Source organism: Schaalia turicensis ACS-279-V-Col4 (assembly GCF_000296505.1).
Classification (GTDB): Bacteria; Actinomycetota; Actinomycetes; order Actinomycetales; family Actinomycetaceae; genus Pauljensenia; species Pauljensenia turicensis_A.
In genome coordinates, this window is record NZ_JH815208.1 from 1 (window position 1) to 26,783 (window position 26,783).

Annotated in this window: 17 protein-coding genes, 1 tRNA gene and 2 rRNA genes; 1 reads left to right on the forward strand and 19 read right to left on the reverse strand. The window is 56.7% G+C overall.

Annotation, left to right across the window (positions count from 1 at the left end):
• Both HMPREF9241_RS09455 and HMPREF9241_RS00005 read right to left on the reverse strand, forming a co-directional pair.
• Positions 1–1,272: ribosomal RNA gene (locus tag HMPREF9241_RS09455) — 23S ribosomal RNA — on the reverse strand; the annotation flags it as partial.
• Positions 1,273–1,606: 334 nt separating this feature from the next.
• Positions 1,607–3,149, reverse strand: a 16S ribosomal RNA gene (locus HMPREF9241_RS00005).
• Between the two features lie 786 nt (positions 3,150–3,935).
• Between HMPREF9241_RS00005 and HMPREF9241_RS00015 the strand changes: the two genes are divergently transcribed.
• The gene (locus HMPREF9241_RS00015; RefSeq protein ID WP_006680211.1) at positions 3,936–5,375 is read left to right on the forward strand and encodes an alanine/glycine:cation symporter family protein; all 1,440 of its coding nucleotides are present in this window, start codon (positions 3,936–3,938) and stop codon (positions 5,373–5,375) included.
• Between the two features lie 505 nt (positions 5,376–5,880).
• Here HMPREF9241_RS00015 and HMPREF9241_RS00020 read toward each other — a convergent pair.
• The 17 genes from HMPREF9241_RS00020 to rplJ all read right to left on the reverse strand — a co-directional run bounded on the left by HMPREF9241_RS00020 (position 5,881) and on the right by rplJ (position 26,648).
• A complete protein-coding gene (locus HMPREF9241_RS00020) occupies positions 5,881–7,485 on the reverse strand; it encodes an alcohol dehydrogenase catalytic domain-containing protein (RefSeq protein ID WP_006680212.1) in 1,605 nt (534 codons plus the stop codon).
• A gap of 34 nt (positions 7,486–7,519) precedes the next feature.
• Positions 7,520–8,539 carry an SDR family NAD(P)-dependent oxidoreductase gene (locus tag HMPREF9241_RS00025; protein ID WP_006680213.1) on the reverse strand — a complete coding sequence of 340 codons (1,020 nt, stop codon included), beginning with the start codon at positions 8,537–8,539 and terminating at the stop codon, positions 7,520–7,522.
• Positions 8,540–8,560: 21 nt separating this feature from the next.
• A complete protein-coding gene (locus tag HMPREF9241_RS00030) occupies positions 8,561–9,862 on the reverse strand; it encodes a PHP domain-containing protein (RefSeq protein WP_006680214.1) in 1,302 nt (433 codons plus the stop codon).
• Between the two features lie 95 nt (positions 9,863–9,957).
• Entirely contained in the window at positions 9,958–12,408 is a 2,451-nt protein-coding gene (locus HMPREF9241_RS00035; RefSeq protein WP_006680215.1) for an alpha-ketoacid dehydrogenase subunit alpha/beta, read from the reverse strand.
• Positions 12,409–12,440: 32 nt separating this feature from the next.
• Positions 12,441–13,808 carry a dihydrolipoyl dehydrogenase gene (lpdA, locus tag HMPREF9241_RS00040; RefSeq protein ID WP_006680216.1) on the reverse strand — a complete coding sequence of 456 codons (1,368 nt, stop codon included), beginning with the start codon at positions 13,806–13,808 and terminating at the stop codon, positions 12,441–12,443.
• A 19-nt stretch (positions 13,809–13,827) separates the two neighbouring features.
• Positions 13,828–15,180, reverse strand: coding sequence for a dihydrolipoamide acetyltransferase family protein (locus HMPREF9241_RS00045; RefSeq protein WP_006680217.1), 1,353 nt, complete (start codon positions 15,178–15,180; stop codon positions 13,828–13,830).
• Between the two features lie 10 nt (positions 15,181–15,190).
• Positions 15,191–15,937, reverse strand: coding sequence for a DeoR/GlpR family DNA-binding transcription regulator (locus HMPREF9241_RS00050; protein ID WP_006680218.1), 747 nt, complete (start codon positions 15,935–15,937; stop codon positions 15,191–15,193).
• A gap of 246 nt (positions 15,938–16,183) precedes the next feature.
• Entirely contained in the window at positions 16,184–16,615 is a 432-nt protein-coding gene (locus HMPREF9241_RS00055) for an RbsD/FucU family protein (protein WP_006680219.1), read from the reverse strand.
• 15 nt (positions 16,616–16,630) lie between these two features.
• Positions 16,631–17,626, reverse strand: a complete 996-nt coding sequence (locus tag HMPREF9241_RS00060) for a LacI family DNA-binding transcriptional regulator (protein ID WP_006680220.1) — start codon at positions 17,624–17,626, stop codon at positions 16,631–16,633.
• The gene (locus HMPREF9241_RS00065; protein ID WP_006680221.1) at positions 17,601–19,010 is read right to left on the reverse strand and encodes a rhamnulokinase; all 1,410 of its coding nucleotides are present in this window, start codon (positions 19,008–19,010) and stop codon (positions 17,601–17,603) included. The genes HMPREF9241_RS00060 and HMPREF9241_RS00065 overlap by 26 nt, the downstream gene beginning before the upstream one ends.
• Positions 19,011–19,213: 203 nt before the next feature.
• On the reverse strand, positions 19,214–20,974 hold the full coding sequence (locus HMPREF9241_RS00070) for an L-fucose isomerase (RefSeq protein ID WP_006680222.1): 1,761 nt from the start codon (positions 20,972–20,974) through the stop codon (positions 19,214–19,216).
• A gap of 121 nt (positions 20,975–21,095) precedes the next feature.
• The gene (locus HMPREF9241_RS00075; RefSeq protein ID WP_006680223.1) at positions 21,096–22,142 is read right to left on the reverse strand and encodes an ABC transporter substrate-binding protein; all 1,047 of its coding nucleotides are present in this window, start codon (positions 22,140–22,142) and stop codon (positions 21,096–21,098) included.
• A gap of 94 nt (positions 22,143–22,236) precedes the next feature.
• Positions 22,237–23,238, reverse strand: a complete 1,002-nt coding sequence (locus HMPREF9241_RS00080) for an ABC transporter permease (protein WP_006680224.1) — start codon at positions 23,236–23,238, stop codon at positions 22,237–22,239.
• Positions 23,235–24,755, reverse strand: coding sequence for a sugar ABC transporter ATP-binding protein (locus tag HMPREF9241_RS00085; RefSeq protein ID WP_006680225.1), 1,521 nt, complete (start codon positions 24,753–24,755; stop codon positions 23,235–23,237). The genes HMPREF9241_RS00080 and HMPREF9241_RS00085 overlap by 4 nt, the downstream gene beginning before the upstream one ends.
• 611 nt (positions 24,756–25,366) lie before the next feature.
• Positions 25,367–25,441, reverse strand: a tRNA-Asn gene (locus tag HMPREF9241_RS00090).
• A 214-nt stretch (positions 25,442–25,655) separates the two neighbouring features.
• The gene (rplL, locus tag HMPREF9241_RS00095) at positions 25,656–26,036 is read right to left on the reverse strand and encodes a 50S ribosomal protein L7/L12 (protein WP_006680226.1); all 381 of its coding nucleotides are present in this window, start codon (positions 26,034–26,036) and stop codon (positions 25,656–25,658) included.
• Between the two features lie 90 nt (positions 26,037–26,126).
• On the reverse strand, positions 26,127–26,648 hold the full coding sequence (rplJ, locus tag HMPREF9241_RS00100; RefSeq protein ID WP_006680227.1) for a 50S ribosomal protein L10: 522 nt from the start codon (positions 26,646–26,648) through the stop codon (positions 26,127–26,129).
• Positions 26,649–26,783 lie beyond the last annotated feature (135 nt).

The following is a 26,783-nucleotide window of genomic DNA, read 5'->3' on the forward strand; positions in this document are numbered from 1 at the left end:
AGGCAGGTCCCCTGCCCAGGCTCTTTCATGTGTGAGTGCCACAGCTTCGGCGGTACGCTTAAGCCCCGCTACATTGTCGGCGCGAAACCACTTGACCAGTGAGCTATTACGCACTCTTTCAAGGATGGCTGCTTCTAAGCCAACCTCCTGGTTGTCACCGCGATCTCACATCCTTTCCCACTTAGCGCACACTTAGGGGCCTTAGCTGATGATCTGGGCTGTTTCCCTCTCGACTACGAAGCTTATCCCCCGCAGTCTCACTGCCATGCTCAACCTAATGGCATTCGGAGTTTGGCTGACGTCAGTAACCCATAGGGCCCATCGGCCATCCAGTAGCTCTACCTCCACCAGGCAACACACAACGCTGCACCTAAATGCATTTCGGGGAGAACCAGCTATCACGGAGTTTGATTGGCCTTTCACCCCTACCCACAGCTCATCCCCCAGGTTTTCAACCCTGGTGGGTTCGGTCCTCCACACAGTCTTACCTCTGCTTCAACCTGGCCATGGGTAGATCACCCCGCTTCGGGTCCAGAACACGCGACAAACGCCATATTTCAGACTCGCTTTCGCTACGCATACCCCACACGGGTTAAGCACGCCACGTATCACTGACTCGCAGGCTCATTCTTCAAAAGGCACGCCATCACCCCACAAGGCTCTGACGGCTTAAAGGCACACGGTTTCAGGTACTATTTCACTCCCCTCCCGGGGTACTTTTCACCATTCCCTCACGGTACTATGCACTATCGGTCATCAAGAAGTATTTAGGCTTACCAGGTGGTCCTGGCAGATTCACACGAGATTTCACGAGTCCCGCACTACTCGGGCACCTATCCCACCTACGCATGCAACAGTCCATCTACACGACTATCACGCACTCCGGTCCGCTATCCCACACGGTTCAACTACCATCACACACGCAAGCCCCTCCCCGGCAGAGAAGAGACGAACAAGCCCCACAACACCGCACACGCAACCCCCGCCGAGTATCACACGCACACGGTTTAGCCTCCTCCGCTTTCGCTCGCCACTACTCACGGAATATCTTTTCCTACGGGTACTAAGATGTTTCACTTCCCCGCGTTCCCCCCACCACCCTATACACGTTCAGATGATGGTAACCAAGCACAACCCTGGTTAGGTTCCCCCATTCGGACACCCTCGGATCAAAGCTCGCTCGCCAACTCCCCGAGGCATATCGCAGGCCGCAACGTCCTTCATCAGCTCTTGATGCCAAGGCATCCACCGAATGCCCAACAAAACTAAACAAAACCACACAACAAGAAAATAAAGATGCTCACAACCACTATACAAATCACAAACAACCCACCACACACACCACCACCCCCCAAACACCCCACAAACACAGGGCGCAACAAAAAAGAGAGGCGGCAACATGCGAGCCAAAACGCTCAAACGGTGTTGAACGTGAACCCGACAGCGTGTCTGCTTCCATGGAGCTTGCACCCCTGTTTTCCACTAAAAACACCCACGCACCCACACCCACCAAGAAAAACCCTCGGTGAACACATGCGAGCACAAGAAACACACACCACACACACTCACGTGCCATGATGCGCATCCCCAAAAACGGGCTCCCTAGAAAGGAGGTGATCCAGCCGCACCTTCCGGTACGGCTACCTTGTTACGACTTCGTCCCAATCGCCAATCCCACCTTCGACCACTCCCCCCGGAAAACCGGTTAGGCCATGAGCTTCGGGTGTTACCAACTTTCGTGACGTGACGGGCGGTGTGTACAAGGCCCGAGAACGTATTCACCGCAGCGTTGCTGATCTGCGATTACTAGCGACTCCACCTTCATGGGGTCGAGTTGCAGACCCCAATCCGAACTGAGACTGGCTTTAAGTGATTCGCTCCACCTTACGATATCGCAACACTCTGTACCAACCATTGTAGCATGCGTGAAGCCCAAGACATAAGGGGCATGATGATTTGACGTCATCCCCACCTTCCTCCGAGTTAACCCCGGCAGTCCCCCACGAGTCCCCACCATAACGTGCTGGCAACATAGGGCAAGGGTTGCGCTCGTTGCGGGACTTAACCCAACATCTCACGACACGAGCTGACGACAACCATGCACCACCTGCACACCCCCAACCAAATGCCACCACATCTCTGCAGCGTCAGGGTGCATGTCAAGCCTTGGTAAGGTTCTTCGCGTTGCATCGAATTAATCCGCATGCTCCGCCGCTTGTGCGGGCCCCCGTCAATTCCTTTGAGTTTTAGCCTTGCGACCGTACTCCCCAGGCGGGGCACTTAAAGCGTTAGCTACGGCGCAGAAACCACGGGTGGCCCCCACACCTAGTGCCCAACGTTTACAGCGTGGACTACCAGGGTATCTAATCCTGTTCGCTCCCCACGCTTTCGCTCCTCAGCGTCAGTAACGGCCCAGAGACCCGCCTTCGCCACCGGTGTTCCTCCTGATATCTGCGCATTCCACCGCTACACCAGGAATTCCAGTCTCCCCTACCGCACTCAAGTCAACCCGTACCCACCGCACGCCCCCAGTTAAGCCAGAGGATTTCACGGCAGACGCGGCCAACCGCCTACAAGCCCTTTACGCCCAATAATTCCGGACAACGCTCGCGCCCTACGTATTACCGCGGCTGCTGGCACGTAGTTAGCCGGCGCTTCTTTACCCACTACCCTCACCACAACCCAAAGCTGCGGCTTGACCATGAGCGAAAAAGGTTTACAACCCGAAGGCCTTCATCCCTCACGCGGCGTCGCTGCATCAGGCTTGCGCCCATTGTGCAAAATTCCCCACTGCTGCCTCCCGTAGGAGTCTGGGCCGTATCTCAGTCCCAATGTGACCGGTCACCCTCTCAGGCCGGTTACCCGTCAAAGCCTTGGTAGGCCATCACCCCACCAACAAGCTGATAGGCCGCGAGCCCATCCCCCACCAGAAAAAACCTTTCCACCCACCAACATGCGCCAATGAGTGAATATCCAGTATTAGCAGCCGTTTCCGACCGTTATCCCAAAGAAGAGGGCAGGTTACTCACGTGTTACTCACCCGTTCGCCACTAATCCACCCCAACAAAGCTGGAGCATCATCGTTCGACTTGCATGTGTTAAGCACGCCGCCAGCGTTCGTCCTGAGCCAGGATCAAACTCTCCGAACAAAAACATATCCAGAAAAAACCAACCACCAAAACGCGGCCAGCCAATCCCAACAATAAAAACAAACTCAAAAACAAAAAACAGGCATAAAAACAAACACACTATCGAGTTCACAAACAACACCCACACACTCACCAAAAGCACTCAACTTTCGTTGGCTACCTCAGTGAGGGAGGCAGTCGATTCGAGCTTTTCTCGCTCTCGGCGACAGGAAAATAATTTACACACCTTCGTGGCAACTCGTCAAATCATTTTGACGTGAGCGTCACCACACTCGGCGCGAAGGCTCATTTTCTCCTCAAATTCAGCCACTTTGACGGGCTAAATACAGATTTCTTCTTCTGACGATTGCCGCTCTCCTCACAATGACCGGGGCACCAGTCGTTTGCAGGAACCGACGCCTTGCCAGCGTCAATATGCTGTCCACAGCCAGCCCACGTCGTCTTTCCGCAGATGTCACACTTCACCGGTCGACACATTGTTCATTCCTCTTCTTTTAGGATCTTCGAAGCAATCGACGATTGCTTCACCGTCATGTCTCAGTAGTCCAATAGTTCCTGATGCCAATGAGCCCACGCTTCAGGGCATCAGCATTCACTCTGCGCGAATGCGTATCCAACGACGAAAACCAGGAGGCAAGCATTGCTGAATTGGAGAAGCTTTTCCTTTCCCTTTCCCAGGTTTTCCAAACATTAGTTCGAACGTGACTATCCCTTTGCCTTTCCCGTACAATCACCTTGTCAATCGCTACGCCATGTAGCGTCCCATCTTCCGACAAGGTAACGAGCATGCTTCCTGCTTCTTCATCGATTGCCGACTCGATTAACACAGTCCTCGACGTTCTCAACACCTGGCTGTACTCATACATCCTGATCGCACTGCTTATCGGTGGCGGCCTCTACTTCTTCATTCGCACCAAAGGCTTGCCTGTGCGTATGTTCCGCGAATCAATCCGCGTGGTCACCGAGCCCCCAGAGAAGAAAGGCGAGCTTTCATCCTTCCGCGCACTGATGGTCTCCACCGCATCGCGCGTGGGCGTCGGCAACATCGCCGGAGTCGGTACCGCAGTCGCTCTTGGTGGCGCAGGCTCCGTCTTCTGGATGTGGGTCATCGCAACACTCGGCGCCGCGTCAGCATTCATCGAATCCACACTTGCCCAGATCTACAAGAAGCGTGGCCACTCAGCTGACGACCATTCCATCGGCGGCCCCGCGTACTACATCCAGATCGCGCTCAAGCAGCGTTGGCTTGCAGTGATCTTCGCAATCGCATTGATCCTCACCTACATGGGTGGCTTCAACCTGCTGGCCTCGTTCAACGTCGCTGACGCATTCACCTCGTACTCCTGGTACCACGAAGGCTCGACCCCGTACATCATCGGCGCAATCCTTGCCATCGCGATGGCACTATCAATCTTTGGGGGCACACGGCGCCTGACTTCGGTTACCGGCGTCTTGGTTCCGATCATGGCCCTCATTTACCTGACCGTTGCTGCGATCGTCATCATCTTCAACTACCAGAACATCCCCACAATGCTCGCCGCGATCTTCCAAGGCGCCTTCGATTTTGAGGCAATCTTCGGCGGTTTCGCCGGCTCGGCAATGATGCTCGGTATTAAGCGCGGTCTTTACTCGAACGAAGCCGGTGTCGGCTCTGCTCCGAACGCGGCTGCGTCCGCATCTGTTTCACACCCCGTGAAGCAGGGCTTGGTCCAGATGCTTTCCGTCTTCATCGACACGATGATCATTTGTACTCTGACCGCGTTCCTGATCCTCTCCTCTGGCGTCCAGGGTGGTGACGATCTGAAGGGCGCTCCGCTGGTTACAGCTTCGATGCAGACCGTTCTCGGTGGCATCGCTCTGCCGTTCACGACCACCGCGTTGCTGCTCTTCGCATTCACGACGATCATCGGTAACTTCTACTACGCCGAGGTCAACCTGCGCTTCCTCGCTGGTGGACGCGTTCCGATCTGGGGTCTGCAGATTTTCCGTGGCATCGCAGTGCTTCTTGTGTTCTCGGGTGCTCTTCTGGACTTCTCAGTTGCATGGAACCTTGGTGACCTATTGATGGGTCTCATGGCTCTGATCAACCTGCCGGTCATCATCATCTTGGGCAACAAGGCCATCAAGGCTGCGAACGACTACCAGGCGCAGCGCAAGGCTGGAAAGAACCCCGAATTCAAGGCGACTTCCATCGGTATCACCGAAGAACTCGACTACTGGAAGTGATAATCACGCTCAACTAGTTCTGACCTCACATCCGTGACGTGTGGCCCTCGTTCAGAAATGAGCGAGGGCCACACTTTTACCTTTTTCAGGATTTATTTCGAGAGGGCAGCCCCGTATCGGCATTCATCAGGCGGGTACACGCTTTCCGTTTCGCGAATCATCTCACCTGTCAGTTTTTCCAGCTAAGCATACGAGGCGACGAAATCAGGCTCCCAGCTGGTAAAACAACGTCTCAGACGACAAAACCTGCCACACCGGACCTCGTACACCAGCGCACACACGCAAGGCTCACAGACGCGCATACCCCAGTCACAGCCCAAGGCTCTTGACCAACCTCAATCAGGGACAAACACACCTGGGCCGGACCTGCAATGCAGATCCGGCCCAGGCCTCGGCAATTATTCACCAACTGGCACAAGCACGAAAGGAACAAAGGCTTGCGCCACGATGAGGCTTACCGCTGAGTTGCTAGGTAGCTTTCCCCTTCAAAAACCACCCAGAAACGTCATTTGGCTACTTCGAGAAGAACTTCTTCAGCTTCCTTCGTCCACAGACCATCCACCAGCTTGGCAGCAACATCAGGGTACTTGTCACCAAGTTCCGTCAGCGGCGTCAAACCAAGGTCATGCAGGGTCGGGAAGACCATGATCTTACCCCCCGACGTACGGTTGATCACCGAGTTGATGGCGTCGCCGAAGCCTGCCATACCGGTCACTGCGTACAGGGAGATCGACGTATCAATGATGCCGGCTTCGATCTTGCGCAGAACGGTACGCATATCGGAAACATCAGAGCCTGACGTGCCCAGCATGAAAATCTTGCGCTCGATGATGCCCTGCAGATCAAAGTCACCAAAGGTGCCCGCCGGAATACCAGCGAACGCATTGAGGATCGCACCATCTGCACACATATCGACAGCCTGAGAAACCAGCGCCGGCACCGGCACCAGGCAGGTGATGTAGGTGTAGCCGTACTCAAGCGGAGTGGTGGAGGTGTTGATGATCTCCAGCGGAACACCGTTCTTTTCGGCGGTCGGGCCAACGGTCTTCTTCAGACCTGCCAGGCGATCGTCAGAAAGGTCGGTGCCGACAACGGAGATGCCCTCAACACCGGAGGTGACCGCACGCATCGTGTGCATCACACCCATCGGGCCGGCGGCACCGATGAACGCGCATTTATCGTTCGGACGCAGGTCGCCGTTAGCGGGGATCCATACATAGCCTTCGCGCGGGTCCGTGCCGACGGTGCCACAGAAGCGGATAAAGTCGTAGTGAACACGACCGATGTCAAGGCTGACCTTGCGGGAGATGGTTTCTCCGCCGAGGACAACACACATGACCGCACGGGTACCGAGCAGCAGAGACGCCTTTTCAATGCCGTCCGCGTCCGCTCCGAAGAAGACGATGTCATCGAAGGTCTGTCCTTCAAGACCATCAATACCGGCAACGTCAACGGTAACGATCTGCGCAGGCTTGTGATCAGCGGTCAGCTCTTCGACAGAGCCTTCGCCGACAACCAGCAGGCGACCACCGTCTGCAACGTGGTTGCGCTCTGCCCACGCGTAGGAGCCTTCAACGGTTGCCCACGGCTCGATCAGGCCAACGGCCGCTGCCGACGGCCCCTCGGTCACGTGGATCAGGAACTCTTCACCTTCGGGGGAGACGACACAACGCTCATCGACGACCGTGTATTCCTGAAGGGCACCGTCGAAGTTGTAACCGAATGCGCCATTGGACTTCGCAGTGCGCAGATGCTTCCAGTCAGCCTGGACCAGCAGACGATCGCCAACCTTGAAGTGGGTGACCTTCTCGCCTACCTCGACGACGCGGACAACGGGCTCGTGACCCGGAACCGTCGGCTGGGAGCCGGGACGGTAGTTCGGGATCTCGGCAAGTGCTTCGGGGGTGATTCCCGCGATGACTTCGGACTTACGCGGGTGCTTGTCGAACTGGTGCAACAGCTTCGTGTCAGAGAAGCAGATGCCACATGCCTCAACCTTGAGCATCATCTGGTGAGGGCCGACCTTGTCGATGCCCTTCTCCTTGTTGACGACGAATTCTTCGGCGCCGACGATCTGGATCGCATACTGCGATTCGGGGTACTCAGTCATTGGATTCTCCTTATTTTCCGGATCAAGCTTGCGCTCAGTTCATCATGACTTGGCCACCCGTAACCGGGACGGCCTGGCCGGTTTCGTATGCCTGCTCGACGATGTAGAAGATCGCGCGCAGAACGTCGATGCCTTGGGCACCACGACGCATCGGAACCTTTGCTTCGTAGAACTCCTTGACGTCCGCGACAGTCTTCGCGCCGGGGACCTTGCCCGAGTTCAGGTACTGAACGAACAGGCCACGGTCGGGGTCAGACCAGAGCGGGCCGTCGTAGAAATTACCGGGGCAGATTGCGTTGACCTTGACACCATGCTCGACCATCTCGAGGGCGAAGGACTGGACCAGGCCGATGCCACCGAACTTGGAGCCTGCGTATGCGGCGTTCTTGTTCGAGCCCACCAGACCGGACTTGGAGTTGATCTGGATAATGTCGGTCAGCCATGCACCAGATGTTGCATGCTGACGAGCAAGCAGACCACCAAGGTGCTTGGTAACCAGGAAGAATGCGACGTAGTTGATGTCGGTCGACAGGCGGAAAGCAGATGCGTCTTGTTCAAGGACAGATCCCGCACGAACGATGCCTGCGTTAGAGACGATCAGGTCGATACCACCGGTGACCTTTTCGATTTCCTCGGTCATCGCGGTCACGGATTCTTCATCCGCAACGTTGACGGTAATCGGGTACGTGGTGTCTTCGCCGAGTTCCTTGCACTTGGCAGCAGCGCCTTCGCCGTTCAGGTCAGCGATGTAGACGAAGCAACCCTGGCCGACGAGGCCTTTGGCGATCTCGGCACCGAAGCCCTGTGCGCCACCGGTAACCAGCGCGACACGACCGGAGATTTCACGGTCGTTGCGCGGGGTCGCGGTGATCTCGTAGGTTTCTTCGCCGACGGTGACGACGACGGGAAGTTCGGTTTCGGAAAGAGTCGAAGCATCAACCGTTTCAAGGTTGGCATCGAGGGTCAGGGTCGCAGCCTTATCGGTTGGGCGAACGATGACCGGTCGAGCAAGCGCGCTCAGGAACAGGCCTCGAAGCAACGGTGCATGAGTCATGTTTAATCCTTCGGATAGTTCTCAGACGGTAGGAATATTTGCTGCGACTTCAGCCGGATCTGCGCCATCAGCAATAGCGCGTCCAAGCGGAGCGTAGGAAGCAATACGGACGGCAAGGTGCTCAGGAGTGAGTCGCTCGCTACCCAGGATGTTGTACTTCGGATCGAAGCTGGTCAGGGCCTCGTGCGCGACAAGTGCCCACGTGGCCTCGTTGAGATCTTCGAACTCGGGGCGACGCAGTTCGGGGCAGTTGAAGAGCTGGCGTGGCTGGTTAATGTCGACGCCGGAGATCTCGAGCATGCCGTGCTTGACTGCGAGTTCATGGATTCGCTTGAGCTGTTCCGGAGTGTTACGCGGAGGCATATAGGTAACAGCGCGCAGGCCCTTTTCTTCGAGAGCTTCGAAGAGCTCGTCAAGGAATTCATCTTCGAACTTTTCAGCCTTCTTGTCGCCGGTCGGCGAAGCGGAAACATCACCGAGGTAGGCGTAGGTGGCAATGGCACCGATGGAATCTGCGAACTGAACAACTTCCTTCGCAGTCGGCAACTCGTCAGTGGGCTGAATGTAGATGCGACCCAAGTATTCCGACTTCAGTACACCCAGAAGATCGTAGACGAGGTGCGGATTCTCAGCGTCACCGAGTGCGCCTTCGAGGGCTGGCGGAATGTTGACACCCATGCTCTTCAGGCCATCGACGAGGCTCTGACCGCGACCGAATCCCTTAATGAGAGCCGATGCCATCGCGGCAAGCAGGTGGCGCTCTGTGATACCGCCACCGTTGGCATACTGAGAGATGCCGACCATGTCAGTTTGAGGATCGAAAGGCTCCAGGCCAAGACCAACGAGGATCTTGTTCGCGGCCTCAGCCATCTTCAGGGTGCGCTCGAGACGGGCAGCGCGCTTGGGCGCCAACCACTCGGTAACCTTTTCGCGAGCAGGAGCCGGAACACCCTGAACCGTCATGTAGGCGATGCCTTCGGAGTCCGGATTGTTCAGCTTACGAGTAGCAAACGGACCGTCGGGATCAAAGAAAGCGCGGATTTCAAAGCCGGTGACTGAGCCCATTCCCAGCAGACGACATGCGCCGGTCATTTCGGGCGCAGCTGCGATCGAGTCATGATCGACGGAGCCAACAACACGCAGGCCTGCGCGACGAGCATTCAATGCTGCAGCGGTCGGCGTGTAGGGGCTGAAGGAGTAGCACGTATGAATGTGGTTGTTCGATTCAGGAACCCACGCGGGGAACTCTTCATCATTCAGAACTGCGGCAAGAGCGGCGAGGCGGTCCTCCTGGCTCAGGCTAACGTCGTTGGTGGCGTCCATCGGATCCTCGTATCGAAATGTAGAAAAAAATTAAAGCGTTAAATGCCTGATGGCACCGGTGGGGCGAGCCGAAGCCCGCCCCACCGGGTCAATCATCAGAGACCGAGACGGTTGCGACGAGCAATCTCGCCTTCAGTCTGGTTCGACGAGGGCACATGGCCCGGGAGCGGAACAATGCGCTCGTGGATTGTGTCGATGATCCACTCGACCTGCGGGAAGAAGTAGGACTCCAACTCGGGGCCGGGGGTGATGCCGTTGCGCGAGCCGACAACCGCGATCGGCGCGTCGAGAGCGTCAAATGCGAGAGTCTGGACGTTCGCTGCAACGGTGTTGAGGAAGTTGCCACGCTCGACAGCATCGGAGGTGAGAAGCAGGCGACCTGTCTTCTTCACGGATTCGATGAGCTTGTCGTAGTTGAGCGGTGCGACGAAGCGGAGGTCGATGACCTCGGCGCTCATGCCGTACTTCTCCTGAAGGACATCAGCAGCCTCAAGTGCACGGTAGATCGTTGCGCCGTAGCCGGCGATCGTGATGTCGGTGCCTTCGCGACGGATTGCCGGTTCACCTTCGGGGGTCTCGTAGTAGTCTTCCGGAACACCACCGGGCTCGAATTCTTCGCCCTTGTCGTACAGGAGCTGGGATTCGAAGAAGACAACCGGGTCGGTGCCACGAAGAGCAAGGTTGAGCATGCCCTTTGCATCGGTCGGCGTGGTCGGGAAGTAGACCTTGAGGCCCGGGATGTGGGCGGTCAATGCCGACCAATCCTGCGAGTGCTGTGCACCGTACTTGTTACCAACGGAGACACGGAGGACGAGAGGCATCTTCAGCAGGCCAGCGGACATGGACTGCCACTTTGCCATCTGGTTGAAGACCTCGTCGCCGCTTCGGCCGAGGAAGTCGCAGTACATGAGTTCGACAACTGCACGGCCACCGGCCATTGCGTAGCCAACGCCTGCGCCGACGATTGACGCTTCAGCGATCGGCGAGTTGAACAGACGACGGTACGGAAGCGCTTCGGTCAGGCCACGGTAGACAGCGAATGCGCCACCCCAGTCACGGTTTTCTTCGCCCCATGCGGCCATCGTCGGATCTTCCTTGAAACGATGGAGCATAGCTTCGAAGAGACCATCACGGAACTGGTACATCTTCATCTTGGAAACGGGCTTGCCGTTCTCGTCCTTAGCGGTGCGGATCTTGCGCGAGATCGCGGCGACGCGCGGGTTGTTTTCGAGATCAATCTCCGCTTCGCCTTCTTCCATCTTCTCGGTCGGCGTGTTCGAGAACATAACCGTGTCGATGTAGCCGTCGGCAACGCGCGGGCAGGTGTCTTCGTCGATGGCAAGCTTGAGGACCTTAACGAGCTTTTCGGTGAGGGTAGCGGTGTAGTCCTCAATATCGGACTGCGTGGTCAGACCGTTGGAGATCAACAAATCCGAGTAGGTCTTGATGCAGTCGACCTTCTCCCAGAGCTCGACCTCGTCCTTGGTGCGGTACGAGGAGGCATCCGACGGGGAGTGACCAGAGAAGCGGTACGTGATGGTATCCATGAGGACCGGGCCACGTCCCTCTTCGAGGATCTTCTTCTTGCGGGAGACGGCGTCGGCAACAGCCAGCGGGTTAATACCGTCGACGCGCTCTGCGTGCATAGCCTCGGGGTTGAGGGCTGCACCGACACGGGCGAGGATGTCGTACCCCATGGTCTCACCGAAGGTCTGACCGCCCATGCCGTAGAAGTTGTTGAAGAAGTTGAACAGAATCGGCGGGTTGCCACCGTCCTCTTCACGCCACAGCGTGCGGAACTGATCCATGGAAGCGAAGTTCATTGCTTCCCAGACCGGACCACATGCAAGGGCTGCGTCGCCGACGTTGGAGACAACGATGCCGGGCTTGCGGTTGATGCGCTTAAAGAGTGCTGCACCGTTTGCGACTGGAGCAGAGCCACCAACGATTGCGTTGTTCGGATAGGAGCCAAACGGCAGGAAGAAGGTGTGCATCGAGCCGCCGAGGCCACGGTTGAAGCCGGACTTGCGGGCGAAGATTTCCGCGAGGGCACCGAAGAGGATGAAGTTCTCGGTGAGGTCCTTTGTGTCCTTGTAGTCGATCTTCTCTGCGAACGAGAGGGTCTCGCCGTCGAGGAAGGTCTTCATGATGTTTTCAAGCTCACCGTTTTCGATCTGGCGCATTGCCGAGTAGCACTTGGCAAGAATTTCACCGTGCGAACGGTGCGAACCAAAAACCTGGTCATCCGGGGTCAGGACTGATGCCTGGCCAACGTATGCCGATTCCTGACCGATACCAAGGTGAGCCGGACCCCTGTGGTTGTAGGCAATGCCCTGCCACTCGCCGGTCTTTTTGATGGAGTCAAGCATGGATTCGAAGGTACGGACCACGATCATGTCGTGGAGCATGTTCACCATGCCGTCCTTGCCATAGCGACCAAGTTCGGTATCGAGATCAAACGTGTACTGGTTCACCGGGATGTCCGGGAACTGGATATGACCTGTCGCGCGGACCTGCGACGGGTCGATGATCAGAGACTTCGTCATTGTGTCTTACTTCTTTCTTCGTCTGTGGAGGTTCAGAGCTTGACGGCCCAGGCAGCCTCGCGAATAACTTCGGAGACAGTCGGGTGGGGGAAGACAACCTGACGGAGGTCTTCGACGGTCAGTTCCATTTCGAGGACGGCCTGTGCGCCCCAGATCATTTCTGCTGCGTATGCGCCGAGCACATGGATGCCGAGGACCTGGTGGGTCTTCGGATCAACGAGGATCTTGGCTTCACCAGGAGCCTTGAAGCCGTTCTCCGCAATGAAGCGACCAGACATCTGAGCGGGGACCTTTGCAACTAGGACGTCGCGGCCTTCGCGCTTTGCAGCAGATTCGGTGAGGCCAACGCCTGCAGCCTCGGGAATGGAGAAGACTGCCCACGGAACAGTGTTCCAGCGCATAACCTCGCCAACCTTGCATGCATCGGGGTTGATGATGTTCGCGGAAGCAATTTCTGCCATGCGGTATGCGGCGTGTGCTAGCAGTGAACGGCCGGTGACGTCACCAATTGCCCACACGTTCGGCAGATTGGTACGCATGCAGTCATCGACAACGATGCCTCGGTTGATTTCGAGACCCGCTTCTTCGGCGCCCCAGCCAGCGGTTGCCGAGCGACGACCAACAGCCATGAGCACGACGTCAGCTTCGAGGACCTTCTTTTCGTCACCCTTCGAGTAGTGGACCGTTGCGCCGTCGAGAGACTCAACGCGGCAACCGAGTTCGAAGGTGATGCCCTTCATCGCTGCGCGCATCTTGGCAGCCATGTCATCATCCATGAATGGCAGGATTTCCGGGGTCATTTCGATAATCGTGACCTCCGAGCCGAGGGTCGAGTACAGTGAAGCAAACTCGACGCCGATAACGCCACCACCGATAACGGCGAGACGCTTGGGGACCTCAGGCAGAGAGAGGATACCGGTCGAATCGACCAGGTGCGGGTTGTCCTTGACACCCGGCAACGGCGGAACAGCGGGAACCGAACCGGTTGCGATGATGACGTGCTCGGAAGTGTAGGTGATACCGTCAGCGGTGACCTTGCCGGGACCGTCGAAGTGACCACGTGCGGACACAACGGTGACGCCTGCTCGCTTTTCGGTTGCTGCAACACCGGAAACGAGGCCCTTAACAACCTTTTCCTTCCAGTCCTGCAGGCGACCCCAGTCGAGGGTCACGCCGGTTGCGTCAACACCGAACTGGCCAGCTTCCTTGGCGTGCAGGTAGTTCTTTGCACCAGCAAGGAGGGTCTTGGTCGGGATGCACCCAACGTTAAGGCAGGTGCCACCAAGGTACTGCTCTTCAATGAGAAGAACCTTTTTGCCGGCGTGCCCCAGACGCTCGGCAGCAAGGTAGCCACCAGGGCCTGCGCCGAGGACAATTACGTCGTAGTGAGTTTCAGTCATTATGTGTACTCCTAATTACTCAAGCCAGAACAGTGACGTCGATGTTTTCGATAGCGACAACGAGATCCTTCAGGAAGCGTGCGCCGTCGGCGCCATCAATGACCTGGTGGTCGATCGTAAGCGACAGGTTGATACGTTGTTCAACACCGATCTCGCCGTCAGCTTTGACAACCGGACGCGGCGTGATGGTGCCAACGCCGAGGATTGCGGTCTGCGGGCGGTTAATGACCGGGGTGAAGGTTTCGATGCCGAAGGAACCGATGTTGGACACCGTGAAAGTGCCACCACCAAGAAGGTCGGGGCTGATCGTTCCGGCGATGGCGTCAGCTGCGAGGCTCTTTGCCTGAGCAGAGAACTGCTTGAGCGACAGGGCCTGAGCGGAGCGGATCACGGGAACCAAAAGACCGCGCGGAGTATCGGCTGCGAAGCCGAGGTGAACCTGCTCGAACTTGGTCAGGGTGCCATCCTCGAGGTGAGCGTTGAAAACCGGGTACTTCGGGAGCGTGCGGGACACTGCGAAGCAGACGAGGTCGTTCAGGGTGATCTTGTTGAGGCCCAGAGCTTCGTCCGAGTTCTTGACCTTCTTGCGCATCGCAAGAATGCCGGCTGCGTTGGCCGTCGTGTTGAGGGTCAGCTGTGCCGACTCCTGCAGGGATGCCATCATGCGCGAAGCAACAACCTTGCGGACACCCTTGAGCTTCTCGGAGGTGGAAGCACCCGGGAACTCTGCAGCAGGAATTGCAACTGCAGTCGCCACGACGGGAGCCGGAGCAGTCGGGTTTGCCAGATCAGCAGTCGTCACGCGACCACCAATACCGGTGCCTTCGCCAGTAGCCACACCTCCTTGCGCCTGCGCCGCTGAAGTGTACGCGGGGCCTGCTGCAATAGCGGCCTGAACATCACGTTCGATCACGCGACCGTGAGGACCGGAGCCCTCAGCAATCGCAGCGGTGTCAATACCCTTAGAACCGGCAAGAGCACGAGCGCGCGGGGAGACTGCACCGGTCGCAGCGGTCGTAGCAAAGGACGGCGCGGGAGCTGCTTCTTGAGCCGGAGCGCTTTCCGCCGCTGCTTCAGCAGCGCCGGCCTCGTCCGCCGAATCGTCAGCGGGAACAAGAGCGGAAATATCTTCGCCGGGCTCGCCGACGATGATGAGCGGATCCTTAACCGGAACCTCGTCGCCCTCTTCCCACAGGATCTTCAGGACGGTACCGGCGTCAGTGCTCGGCACCTCCATTGTGGATTTGTCGGTCTCAATCGAGCAGAGAGTCTGGTCAACAGCGACGGTATCGCCAACCGAAACCTGCCATTCGACGATAATGCACGACTCCACAGAGTTGCCCAGCTGGGGCATCACCACGATGGTGGCCATGTGTTTCCTCCTAGACGATGCGTAGCTGCGTACGCTCGGTCAATTCCTTGATGGATTCTTCAGGAAGGTCGCCATCGGTAATGATGCCGGTGACGTCCTCAATTCCCATGAAGCTAACGAAGCCTGCTCGCCCAAACTTCGAAGAGTCTGAAAGCAACCAGGTTTCCTCCGTGCGCCCTCGCATGAGACTGCCAACATGCCCACCTTCAGCGAGCTGGGTTGTCAGACCTCGTTCGACACTGAATCCGTCAGTGCCAAGAAATACTAGGCGCGCGTTGAAGTCATTAATGGAACGCTCTGTAACAGGGCCGACCAAAGATTCGGTTTCAGCATGGAAGCTACCGCCGGTCAGCGTGACCCGAATATGCGGGTTCGGACGAGCATTCTGGAAAACAAGAAGAGAATTAGTAACGACCTGAACGCCACGACGTCCGGTCAGGTGCTTGACGACAAGAGCGCACGTCGTGCCAGCTTCGATCATGATGCGATCATCGTCGCGCACCATTTCGGCGGCCGCGCGGGCAATGCGCTCTTTGTCCTCGATTCGGTCAGACTGACGCAGTCGAATATTGCGGTAGGCAGTCGGACGAGCACCACCGTGGGTGCGAACAAGATGACCCTCATCTTCGAGGTCCTTCAAAGTGGTTCTAATCGTGACAGGCGAAACGTCGAGTTCTTCAGCCAGGACGTTAACATTCACCTCGCCTTCAACGGCAAGGCGATCAAGGATGTAACTGGTTCGTTGTGCGCGCCCCACACCCATCCCCTCTTCGTGAGCATCGATTAGATTGTCACTTTCGTTTCGGTTTTTACAGTCTAGCAACTAAAACGAAAATCAACAAGACCTGCCTCACAAGAAATAATAGCGACAATTCACTGAAAAACTCACGAAAATATACACAATTTTCACTGAAAAATCGCCAAATAACGAACTGCACTGTCGCTCAAACACTCAACGCGCTTGAACAACAGTGCAGTTTCGTATGAAAGTTCTACGAAAGACTCATTCTCCGGGCTGACGAACGCCCACAGTCAGCAAAAGATTGCCGTACAGGCGCTGTTCGCCAGTCGCCACAATGATGCCCACATCTTCGCTACGCGCTGCATCGTAGAAGTCGAAACGCGACAGCTCACCGAACTCGGTATCGGGCAACTGGGCCTTGAACTCATCATGGATCGGGATCTCAACGGCCGGCTGATCGGGAGCCGGAACCATGATCTCTGCCTTCTCGATCGGGCAGACCTGCTTCAGAACTTCCAGAATCTGAAGAACGTCCAGCATGCCAGGAGCGAAGTTCAGCGAGATAAGCTCGCAACGCTCAGACACACCGGTGGTGTGCGGGTAGTTCGCATCAGCAAGCAGAATCTTCGAACCGTGGCCAGCCGCGGCCAGTGCACGCAGGAACTGCGGGTGCGTCATTGCTCCATAGATCATGAAGATCTGTCCTTTCTATTCAATCGAGCTGGACCGGATGATCAGCTCAGGGTCAATCGTCACATCCTCGCTCTTACCGCCGCGCATCATCGAACACACGATACGAACAGCAGCACGACCAAGGCGGTCAAAAGGCTGACGAACAGTCGTCAGCGGAGGGGCATAGCAATCAGCGCCATCAATATCATCGAATCCAACGACCTTAACGTCTGTCGGAATCTTCGCTCCCCGTTCGTGAATCAATCGCATGGCACCAAGCGCCAACTGATCATTCGCTGTTTGAATTCCCTGGGGAAGCTCTGCCAGCGAGCGCATAGCGTCATATCCATCTTGCGAGTTCCACGAATATGACTCGATCACTTTGCCTTCGACTCCGTGTTCTTCGCACGAGAGTTTAAAGCCCTGCAAGCGCATGGAAGCATCAGACCAACCCGACGGGCCCGCAACATGAACGATGTCGGTAATCCCTTGATTCAGCAGATGATCAGTCGCTAGCTCTGCGCCTCGAACATTATTAATGGACACTGTCGAAATTCCATCCAAATCGTGTTCGCTAGTCAGCACCAAAACCGTCGGAACCCGCTTGCCAATCTGAATGGCAAGGTCAACGCTCGGGTCCTGTCCAGCAAGGATCACAACCCCATCAACATCGAATGGCGCCACGTCGTTATGCAGTTCACCATTTGGCACATATGCGTTTGAAAGCGACACGTGATAGCCGGCTTCAGAACCTGCATTCAAAACCGAAAGCAAAACCCTCGCATGCCCGTGAAACATCGGGGCAGCCAGCAAAACGTGCAGAACGCCCGTCCGATTCGACGCAAGCGCGCGCGCCGCGTAATTCGGTCGATACCCAACTTCAGTAAGGATCAAGGAAATACGCGCACGCGTCGCATCCGCAACCTCAGGATCACCGCGAACAACGCGTGAAACGGTATTCGATGAGACGCCCGCTAAACGCGCAACGTCTGCTAGCGAGACCTTCTTACCTGTTGGACGGCGTGTGGACATGGGTCTTTGCCGTTGCCGCAATCATCGCGGGGCGATCCGCGGGATCAAGGTGTCCAAGAAGTTCGAGTTGAGCAAGAAGCGAACCGAGAGTTGAAGCTTCAATCGGGCCGGCAACAACACGAACCTGCGCCGCTTCTGCCGTGAGATCGCACAGCAGGTGGTTGCGGGCACCTCCACCCACAAGGTTCAGCTGATCGGGTCGCTCTCCTGAAATCTGAGTCAGCTCATCAATCGCACGCGCATAGCGACGAGCGAAGGATTCGATAATCAGGCGAACGTACTCGGGCATCGAGGTCGGATGCGGAGCACACTGGTCATCGAGGGCAATATCAATCTTCTGTTGCATCTCACCAGGCTCAGCAAAGCGCGGGTCATCCGGGTTGAAGAACACGGTGCACGGTGCACATTCACGGGCCTGCGCGACAAGCTCATCCGTATCAGTCGGAGTTCCTTCACGCTCCCACTGACGCTGGATTTCCTGAAGAATCCACATACCCGTGATGTTGAAGAGCGGGCGAACTCCCCCGTCAGTGCGAGATTCGTTCGTCAAACCACGTTCGTATGCAGCATCCGAGATCAGCGGGTGATCCTCAAGAGCACCAAGAACTGACCAAGAACCACACGAGAGGAAGTACGCGCGGACGCCTTCATCAATGGGCAGACCGTGAACTGCGCATGCGGAGTCGTGTGCACCACCGCGGACGACGGTCAGTTGCTCGAGGCCTTCGACGGTGCACTGCCCAACAGCGGTGAGGTCGTCATTCAATTCACCAACCCACGAGCGATCCAAGCCGAGGCGTTCGAACATGGCGTCGTTGAATCGTGGTGAGCCCGGTTCACATAGACCCGAGGTAGAGGCGATGGTGCGCGACCAGCCCTTCACTCCGGAAAGCTTCCAGGCGAAGTAGTCAGGAAGGAAAAGAATCGAGTCGGTCTTGGCAGCAAGTTCTGGATCTTCCAACGTAAAAGCCAGAAGCTGGTTTGCTGTGTTGATCGTTGCCGGGGCGATACCCGACATTTCAAAGAATGTGCGATCATCAACGCGCGAGCGGAATTCTTCGTGTGTGCGCTCGGTGCGCTCGTCGCGGTAGGCACGAACCTTGCCAACTCGCTCGTTATTTGCATCGAGGGGAACGAAGTCAACACCCCACGTATCCACGGAAACAGACACCGAGTCCGGGAATTGTTCCACTGCCTTTTTCAAACCGATAACGGTCTGTTCCCACATCGTGTCAACGTCCCAAGTCAACGAACCCGTTTCGTCACGGATTGCCTGATGCTTGAAACGGTGAACGTCAGTGATCTCAAGACGGCCATCAACAATAGTTCCAGCTAGAACTCGACCCGAAGCGGAACCGAGGTCAACAGCAAGTGCGGTGGTCATTAAACGGGTCCTTCCTGGTACGGCAGGCGGGATGCTCATTTCGCGTCAATGCGAAGTGGCGACTTTGAGTGTTTTATAGCTTTATGGTCCGCGTCATCATTGAACGCTTGGGTGACTCTCAACATTGAGAGTCGGTGCGGTGGGTGAGCCCTAATGGGCTCACCCACCGCTTTGACTTTCGTCAGCTAACTGCGACTAAACAATCAGCGGTACATCGGACCGAAGGTCTCGCATGCACGGTAGTCCGCGCCTTCGAGATCAACGGTACCGAACAGCGACCATGCCTTCGGGCGGAAGATCTTTTCTTCCGGAACGTTGTGCATGTTGACCGGGATACGGAGCATCGAGGCAAGCGTGATGAACAGGGCACCGTTGTGACCGTAGGAAATCGCGCCGTGGTTTGCGCCCCAGTTGTTCATGACATCGTAGGTCGTCTTAAAGGCACCTTCACCGGTGAGGTTCGGAACGAACCAGGTAGTCGGCCATTCGATATTCGTGCGCTCTTCGATGGTGTAAGCAACTTCGTCAGGAAGCTCGACGGTCCAGCCTTCGCAGATCTGCATGACTGGCTTGCCGGCAACCAGGTTAATGCGAATCATGGTGACAGGCATTTCACCTTCAGTGCGGAAGTGAGTCGAGAAACCACCACCGCGGAAGTAACCTGTCGATGCTGGGTGGAAGGTGGTTGCCTCAAGGGTTGCCTTCTGGTCTTCTTCGGTGACCTCCCAGAACGGCTTGATGACGGGCTTACCGTCACGGGTTGCCTTGCCAGCACCGTCAAGGGTGGTGGAACCGGAGTTGCGCAGGTCAAGGAAGCCCTGTGCCGCGCGCCCTTCCGGCTTCCAGCCGGTGACGCGCTCGACGGACTCGGGGCTCCAGTAGGTGCGAACATCGGAGAAGATCTGGGGCGTATTGGTCAACAGGTAGCCAAACAGCATCGAAGCACCGTTGAGCGAATCGTTCTCGGTTGCAAGAACGTTGGGCTGACGCGGACCGGTCCAGTCGAAGTTCGTGTTCAGAATGGTTTCCATAACGTCACCATTCGGGAAGTGGTCGGTCCACTGGCGCTGTCCTTGGAAACCTGCGGCGATAGCACCGTGGCCACCAGCTTCTTCTTCAAAACCGAGCTCTGCAAGACGTGGGTTGCCGTTCATCAGGTCGCGACCGATCAAGGTCATCTTAGTGACGAACTTCCACCAGTCCTCATGCTTCTCTGGGAACTGCCAATCTTCGGGGTTCCAGTCCTTGCCCTGCTTGAAGTTCTCGCGGATCCAGGTGTAAGCCCTCTCGTATTCTTCCGGATCGTAGATGCCTTCTTCAATGCGGCGGGCGAACTCGGACATGTCGATGTATTCGTTGCGCATTCCAAGGTAGGCACCGAAGAAGTCAGGGTTGACGACAGAACCAGCAATACCCATGGAAACCGAGCCCATGGACAGGTATGCCTTGCCACGCATCTGGGCAACTGCAAGACCAGCGGTAGCGTAGCTCAGAAGACGCTCACGAACATCTTCCGGAATGGAATTGTCATCGCCATCCTGGACATCCTTGCCGTAGATGCCGAATGCGGGGATACCGATCTGTGCGTGCCCAGCAAGAGCTGCTGCCAAGTAGACAGCGCCGGGGCGCTCGGTGCCGTTGAAGCCCCAGATTGCGTGCGGCATGGTGGCATCCATGTCCGTGGTTTCAGTGCCGTAGCACCAGCAGGGGGTAACGGTCAGGGTCAAGCCGACATTGTTGACGCGGAACTTGTCAGCGCAAGCCATTGCTTCGTGGACACGACCAATGGTGGTGTCAGCAATGACGCACTCGACGGGGGTGCCGTCGGTGTAACGGAGGTTTTCGGAGAAGAGCTTGGCAACAGCCTCAGCCATGCCCATGGTCTGCTCTTCGAGGCTTTCGCGGACACCGCGACGGCGACCATCGATTGCCGGGCGGATACCGATGCGGGGGTGATCAGTCATTTGTTCCCTCATTCCTTGATCAAAACTTCATTGTTGAGTGGGGGGCGATTCACACCCCTCGGATCCTACGTGTGAGTTGGGGCGGGCCCGAGTGAATGAGCCCACCCCAACTCAGTCAACATCACTCGTAGAGGTTCGGAGCGACCTTGTCAGAGTCGATGTTGGATGCGTCGTACCAGTAGAAGCCGGAGTCAATCGTCTTCGGGAGTGCGATGCCGTTGATTGCCTGGATGGCTGCAGTGACGGTCTTGTAGCCCATGAGCTTCGGTGCCTGGGTGATGGCGCCGGCCTGCGTGCCGTCCTTGATTGCAGCGATCTGGGTCTTGCCGGAGTCAAAGCCGACAACGGTCAGGGTCTTGCCGGACTCGTTAGCACCCTGGATGGCGCCGGAAGCTGCTGCTTCGTTGGAGCCGTACATGCCGACGATGTCGTCGTTTGCCTGGATGATGGCCTTGGAGGTGTCAGCTGCCTTGCCGACCTCGCCTGCAATCTGCTCTTCGAGGAGCTTCAGGCCCTCGGGTGCGTTGGCCTTGAAGTATTCCTTGAAACCATCGCAACGCTGCTTGCCGGTGGTGGAGGTTGCGTCGTGGCAGATCACGCCGACGGAGCCGGTCTTGCCATCGAGCAGTTCGATCATGTGCTTTGCGGCCTCAGCTGCTGCTGCCTTGTTATCGGTCGAAACCGTGGTCAGCGGGAGGTCGGAGTCAACACCGGAGTCGAATGCGACCAGCGGGATGCCTGCGGACTCAATCTGGGTGAGTAGCGGGGTTGCTGCGCCCGAGTCGAGAGCTGCAAGGCCGATAGCTGCCGGGGAGGTGTCGAGTGCTGCCTGGAGCTGGTCGAGCTGCTGGGTCACCTTGGTCTCGTCGTCCGGGCCGACGAACTGGATCTTGTAGTTGAACTCCTTGCCGGCGTCCTCGGCGCCTTCCTTCACTGCCTGCCAGAAGCGGTGCTGGAAGCCCTTGGAGACGAGGTAGATGGTCTTGGTGCCATCGCCAGCAGGAACTTCGTCAGACTGCTCGGTGACCTCTTCCTTTGATGCGGAATCGGAGCCCGATGCCGCTGCGTCGGAACCCGACTCGGAGGTGTTCGAGGTGGAGCAAGCTGCCAGGCCGAAGGCCATGGTTCCGGCTGCTGCGACTGCAACGATACGGCCGATGGGGCGCATGTGTTTTTCCTTTCGTGGGGGCCAAGAAGACGTTTGCCTTCTTGAGGGTGTGAATCAAACGCCTATGTAAGATTCACGGATTCAATTGGTTTTATCAGGCTGCGTTCTCGCGAGCGCGGCGGATGTTGTCAATGAAGACTGCGAGGAGAACAACGATACCGGTAACGACCAGCTGCCATTCAGAAGCAACACCCATCATCGTCAGGCCCTTCTTCAGGGTTTCCATGATGAGTGCACCAACGAATGCACCTGGGATCGATGCGCGGCCACCGGAGAGTGACGTGCCACCGATAACGGTTGCTGCGATGACGTTGAGTTCGAAGCCGACGCCTTCAGCGGGCTGGACGAAGCCGAAACGTGCCGAGTAGAGGATTGCGCCGATTGCCATGAAGACACCAGCGGTGATGTAGATGATGACCTTCCAGAGGCGGACGTTCACACCGGAGAGGCGGGTTGCTTCCTCGTTCGAGCCAATGGCCAGAGCGTAACGACCAAGGAGGGTCTTGTTCAGCAGGAACGCTGCAAGAATCGTCAAGATGATGAAGATGACTGCTGCGTTCGAAACGCCCGGGATGATCGAACCGGTGGATAGTGCGATGTAGCCAGGGTTTGCGATCGAGATCGTGGACTTATCGGAGATGATCAGTGCCAGACCACGGGCCACCATCATCATTGCCAGTGTTGCAATGAACGGCGGAAGACCGAGAATCGAGATGTTCAGGCCGTTGATCAGACCAACGAAAGCACCGAACAGGAGAACGAGGATAAGACCGACCCCCAGGGGCAGGTTCAGCCAGTCAGCCGACAGGAAGACACCGGCCATAACGGCGACGAGGGTCATGCCCGTACCGACCGAGAGGTCAATGCCGGATGTTGCGATAACGAACGTTGCGCCGAGAGCCATCACGCCGGTGTAGGCGGCCTGCAGAAGAATATCGGTAAAGATCTTCGGCTGCGCAAAGTTCGGGGCTGCGAACATGAAGTATGCGTAGATGATGACCAGTGCGATGATCACCATGACTAGCTGCATGTTCGATTTGAAGAAGGCTGCCACCGGGCTGGTGGACTTTTCCGCCTTAGTAGCTGCGGTGCTCACGCGAGAACTCCATTCGCTTCTTCCTGACCAACGGTGGCCAGTTCCATGATGTTTTCCTGGGTGGCGACCTCGTTGTCGAGTGTGCCGATGATGCGGCCGTGGGCCATAACTGCGATGCGGTTTGCCAGGCGCAGAACCTCAGGCAGTTCGGAGGAGATCACGATGATCGCCTTGCCCTGCTTGGCAAGAGCCTCCAGAAGTGTGTAGATTTCATCCTTCGCGCCAACATCGATGCCTCGGGTCGGTTCGTCGAAGATCAGCACGTCGGAGTCGCGGACAAGCCACTTGGCGATAACGACTTTCTGCTGGTTACCACCAGAGAGGGAACGAACTTCAGTGTGAATCGAAGGGGTACGAGTGCGGAGCTTCGCGACGTATTCCTGAGCTACTGCGTCGATCTTCTTGGAGTTGATGACGCCGGCACTGGTGAATTCGCTCATCGTAGCCATTGCAGTGTTGTCTGCGATGGTCTTGTCGAGAAGAAGACCGAACTGCTTACGATCTTCGGAGAGGTAGCCGATGCCAACCTTAACGCCGTCAGCTGCGTTGCGGATCGAGACCTTCTTACCGTTGATGTAGACATCGCCGGAAGTATGGGGGTCAGCACCGGAGAGAGCGCGAGCAACTTCGGTACGACCTGCGCCAACGAGACCTGCGAAGCCGAAGATTTCGCCCTTCTTAACCTCGAAGGACACATCGTGGACGGCCTTCTTCGTGGACAGGTGCTCAACCTTCAGAACTGCTTCGTCAGACAGAGGCTTAGTGGTGGGGCGAGCATCAGCCGGAACCTCGCGACCAACCATGAGGCGAATAACCTCGGAGAGTTCGGTGGCCTTGGTATCGACGGTGCCGACGTACTCACCATCGCGCAGAACAGAGATGCGGTCAGTGAGCTCCTTGAGCTCAGGCATACGGTGCGTGATGAAGATCAGGCCGGTTTCCGGAGTAATGAAGTTGCGAACGAGCTCGAACAGGGATTCGGTCTCAGTCGTGGTCAGAGGAGCTGTGGGCTCGTCCATGACCAGGATCTTCGTTGACTCGTAGGAAAGTGCACGGGCAATTTCAAGCATCTGCAGACGGGCAACCGTGAGGTCACGGCAGGTGTCCGCCGGGTTCAGGTCCATGTTCAGGCGCTCGAACAGCTCCTTAGCATCCTTGTTGAGCTTGCGGTCGTTGATGACCGAGCCTTTGTGGGAGCCAGCACGACCGATGTACAGGTTCTGCGCAACCGTGAGGTCTGGAATAATGTTGAGCTCTTGGTGAATGATGCTCAAACCCAGATCACGAGCATGGTTGGCGTTCTTGACATCAACCTTCTGCCCCTGGAGCCAAATCTCACCGCCCGGATCCGCCTTATGGATACCAGTGAGAACCTTCATCAGCGTCGACTTACCGGCGCCGTTCTCACCACAGAGACCCAAGATCTCGCCAGCGTTAAGGTCAAGGTCCACGTTGGACAACGCCTTGACGCCAGGGAATGTCTTTGAGATCCCCTTTAACTCAAGTAACTTTGTCACTTCTCACCCCTTGGGTACCGATCACTACAGTGTGGCCGGAGTTTGTTATCTGAAACTCGTTAGCGCTACCGAAACAAGCCCCAGGAATCGCCCTCATTGGCGTGTGATAAGCCTACGACAACTGAGAGCGCCTTTGAAATCGAAAATGACGCTCCGTTATTAAATCGTTACCGCTAACGAAAAGGACTCGCGAGATATCAACAAAAGCACCCCGAGAGCTTTCACGCACTGACCTAACGACCATTTCAATTGGACATATTTGCATCTCCAACCTGCAAAAATCTGTCAACAAACAGCAGATTCCAGTGGGGACGATTCACTACACACGAACGCAAGGGAGCGAGTTGCGTTCGCCCCTCCGCTAGTCAACGACGAGGCCGGGCACATCAAATAGCGACTCCCCCACAGTGCCCGAAGGCACGAGCTATAGAGGCATGAAACTGGGGATAATGCCCGAAAGTCAACACCCCTTAGAAAACAAGCCCAAAAAGCTAACTAAACCCCTCATCACAAAGCACCCTGGCCAAAACACCAAAATTAAGACACAAAAATGGGCATTAGTCCCAAGAAACTGGGGCTTCAGTGAGTAACTCACTGAAGCCCCAGTTATGTGGCTCCCGCGACTGGATTCGAACCAGTAACCGTCCGATTAACAGTCGGATGCTCTGCCGTTGAGCTACGCGGGATTGCGACCTGTTAATTATGCCGAAGTTCAACCGCTGATTGCAAATTGACTCTGCGTGGTGCGCGCCTCATTTTGAAACACAGCATAAACAGGACCTCATCAGGCAAAAACTGTCCCCCGGGAATCACTCCCAGGGGACAGTTTCAAGCGAATGAATCGCTGAAGCGTTTCTTACCTTCTATGCGCACAAAGACACGTCAGGTAAGAAGACGAAATCACTTAAGGGTGACCTTGCCGCCTGCTTCTTCGATTTCAGCCTTTGCCTTCTCAGCGTCGTCCTTCTTGGCAGCTTCGAAGATGGTCGACGGTGCGCCGTCAACAAGATCCTTGGCTTCCTTCAGGCCGAGACCGGTGAGGTTCTTGACAGCCTTGACAACTGCGATCTTCTTATCACCTGCGGACTCGAGGACAACCTCGAACTCGTCCTTTTCTTCAGCAGCTTCAGCAGCAGCCGGAGCAGCAGCAACGGCGACAGCAGCCGGAGCAGCAGCGGTGACGTCGAAGGTCTCTTCGAAGAGCTTGACGAAGTCAGAGAGCTCGATGAGGGACATTTCCTTGAAAGCTTCGATGAGCTCATCGTTGGAGAGCTTTGCCATGATTGGCATCCTTCCTAATTGGCCTGCCTTGCGAGCAGATTGTTGGTGAGTTCCACGCGGTTACGAATCGAACGCGCGGGGCCTGTCGCTTCAGGCCGCTTCGCCCTGCTGTGCACGCAGAGCATCGATGGTGCGCACCGTCTTGGACGGGAGCGCGTTGAATGCGTACGCCGCCTGCGAAATCTTCGCCTTGAGGGCGCCGGCAGTCTTGGCCAGCAGAACCTCGCGGGATTCCAGATCAGCAAGCTTCTTAACACCCTCAACGGACAGCGCTACGCCATCCATTGCGCCCGACTTCAGGACGAGCTGGGGGTTTTCCTTGGCAAAATCACGCAGCGTCTTGGCAGCCTCAACAGGCTCACCGGTGACGAAAGCAATAGCGGTCGGACCCTTCAGGTCCTCAGCGAGGAAGCCGAGGCCGACTTCCTGTGCCGCCAGCCTTGCCAGCGTGTTCTTCACCACGGCGTAGCTCGCGTTTTCGCCCAGTCCGCGACGCAGCTGCTTGAGCTGGCCAACGGTCAGGCCGCGATACTCAGTGAGCAGGACAGCGTCAGACGCGCGGAAACGTTCCACGAGTTCGGCAACTGCTGCTACCTTGTCAGACCTCGCCATGGTCCTCCTTCCAGATAAGTGACCACCGAGTAATGAAAAAGCCCGACACGTAGGTTCGTGTCGGGCATAAATGTCCGGTGTAGTCATTGCTGACTAGTCACTCACCTACGTCGACAGCTTTCGCATTTCATCTCA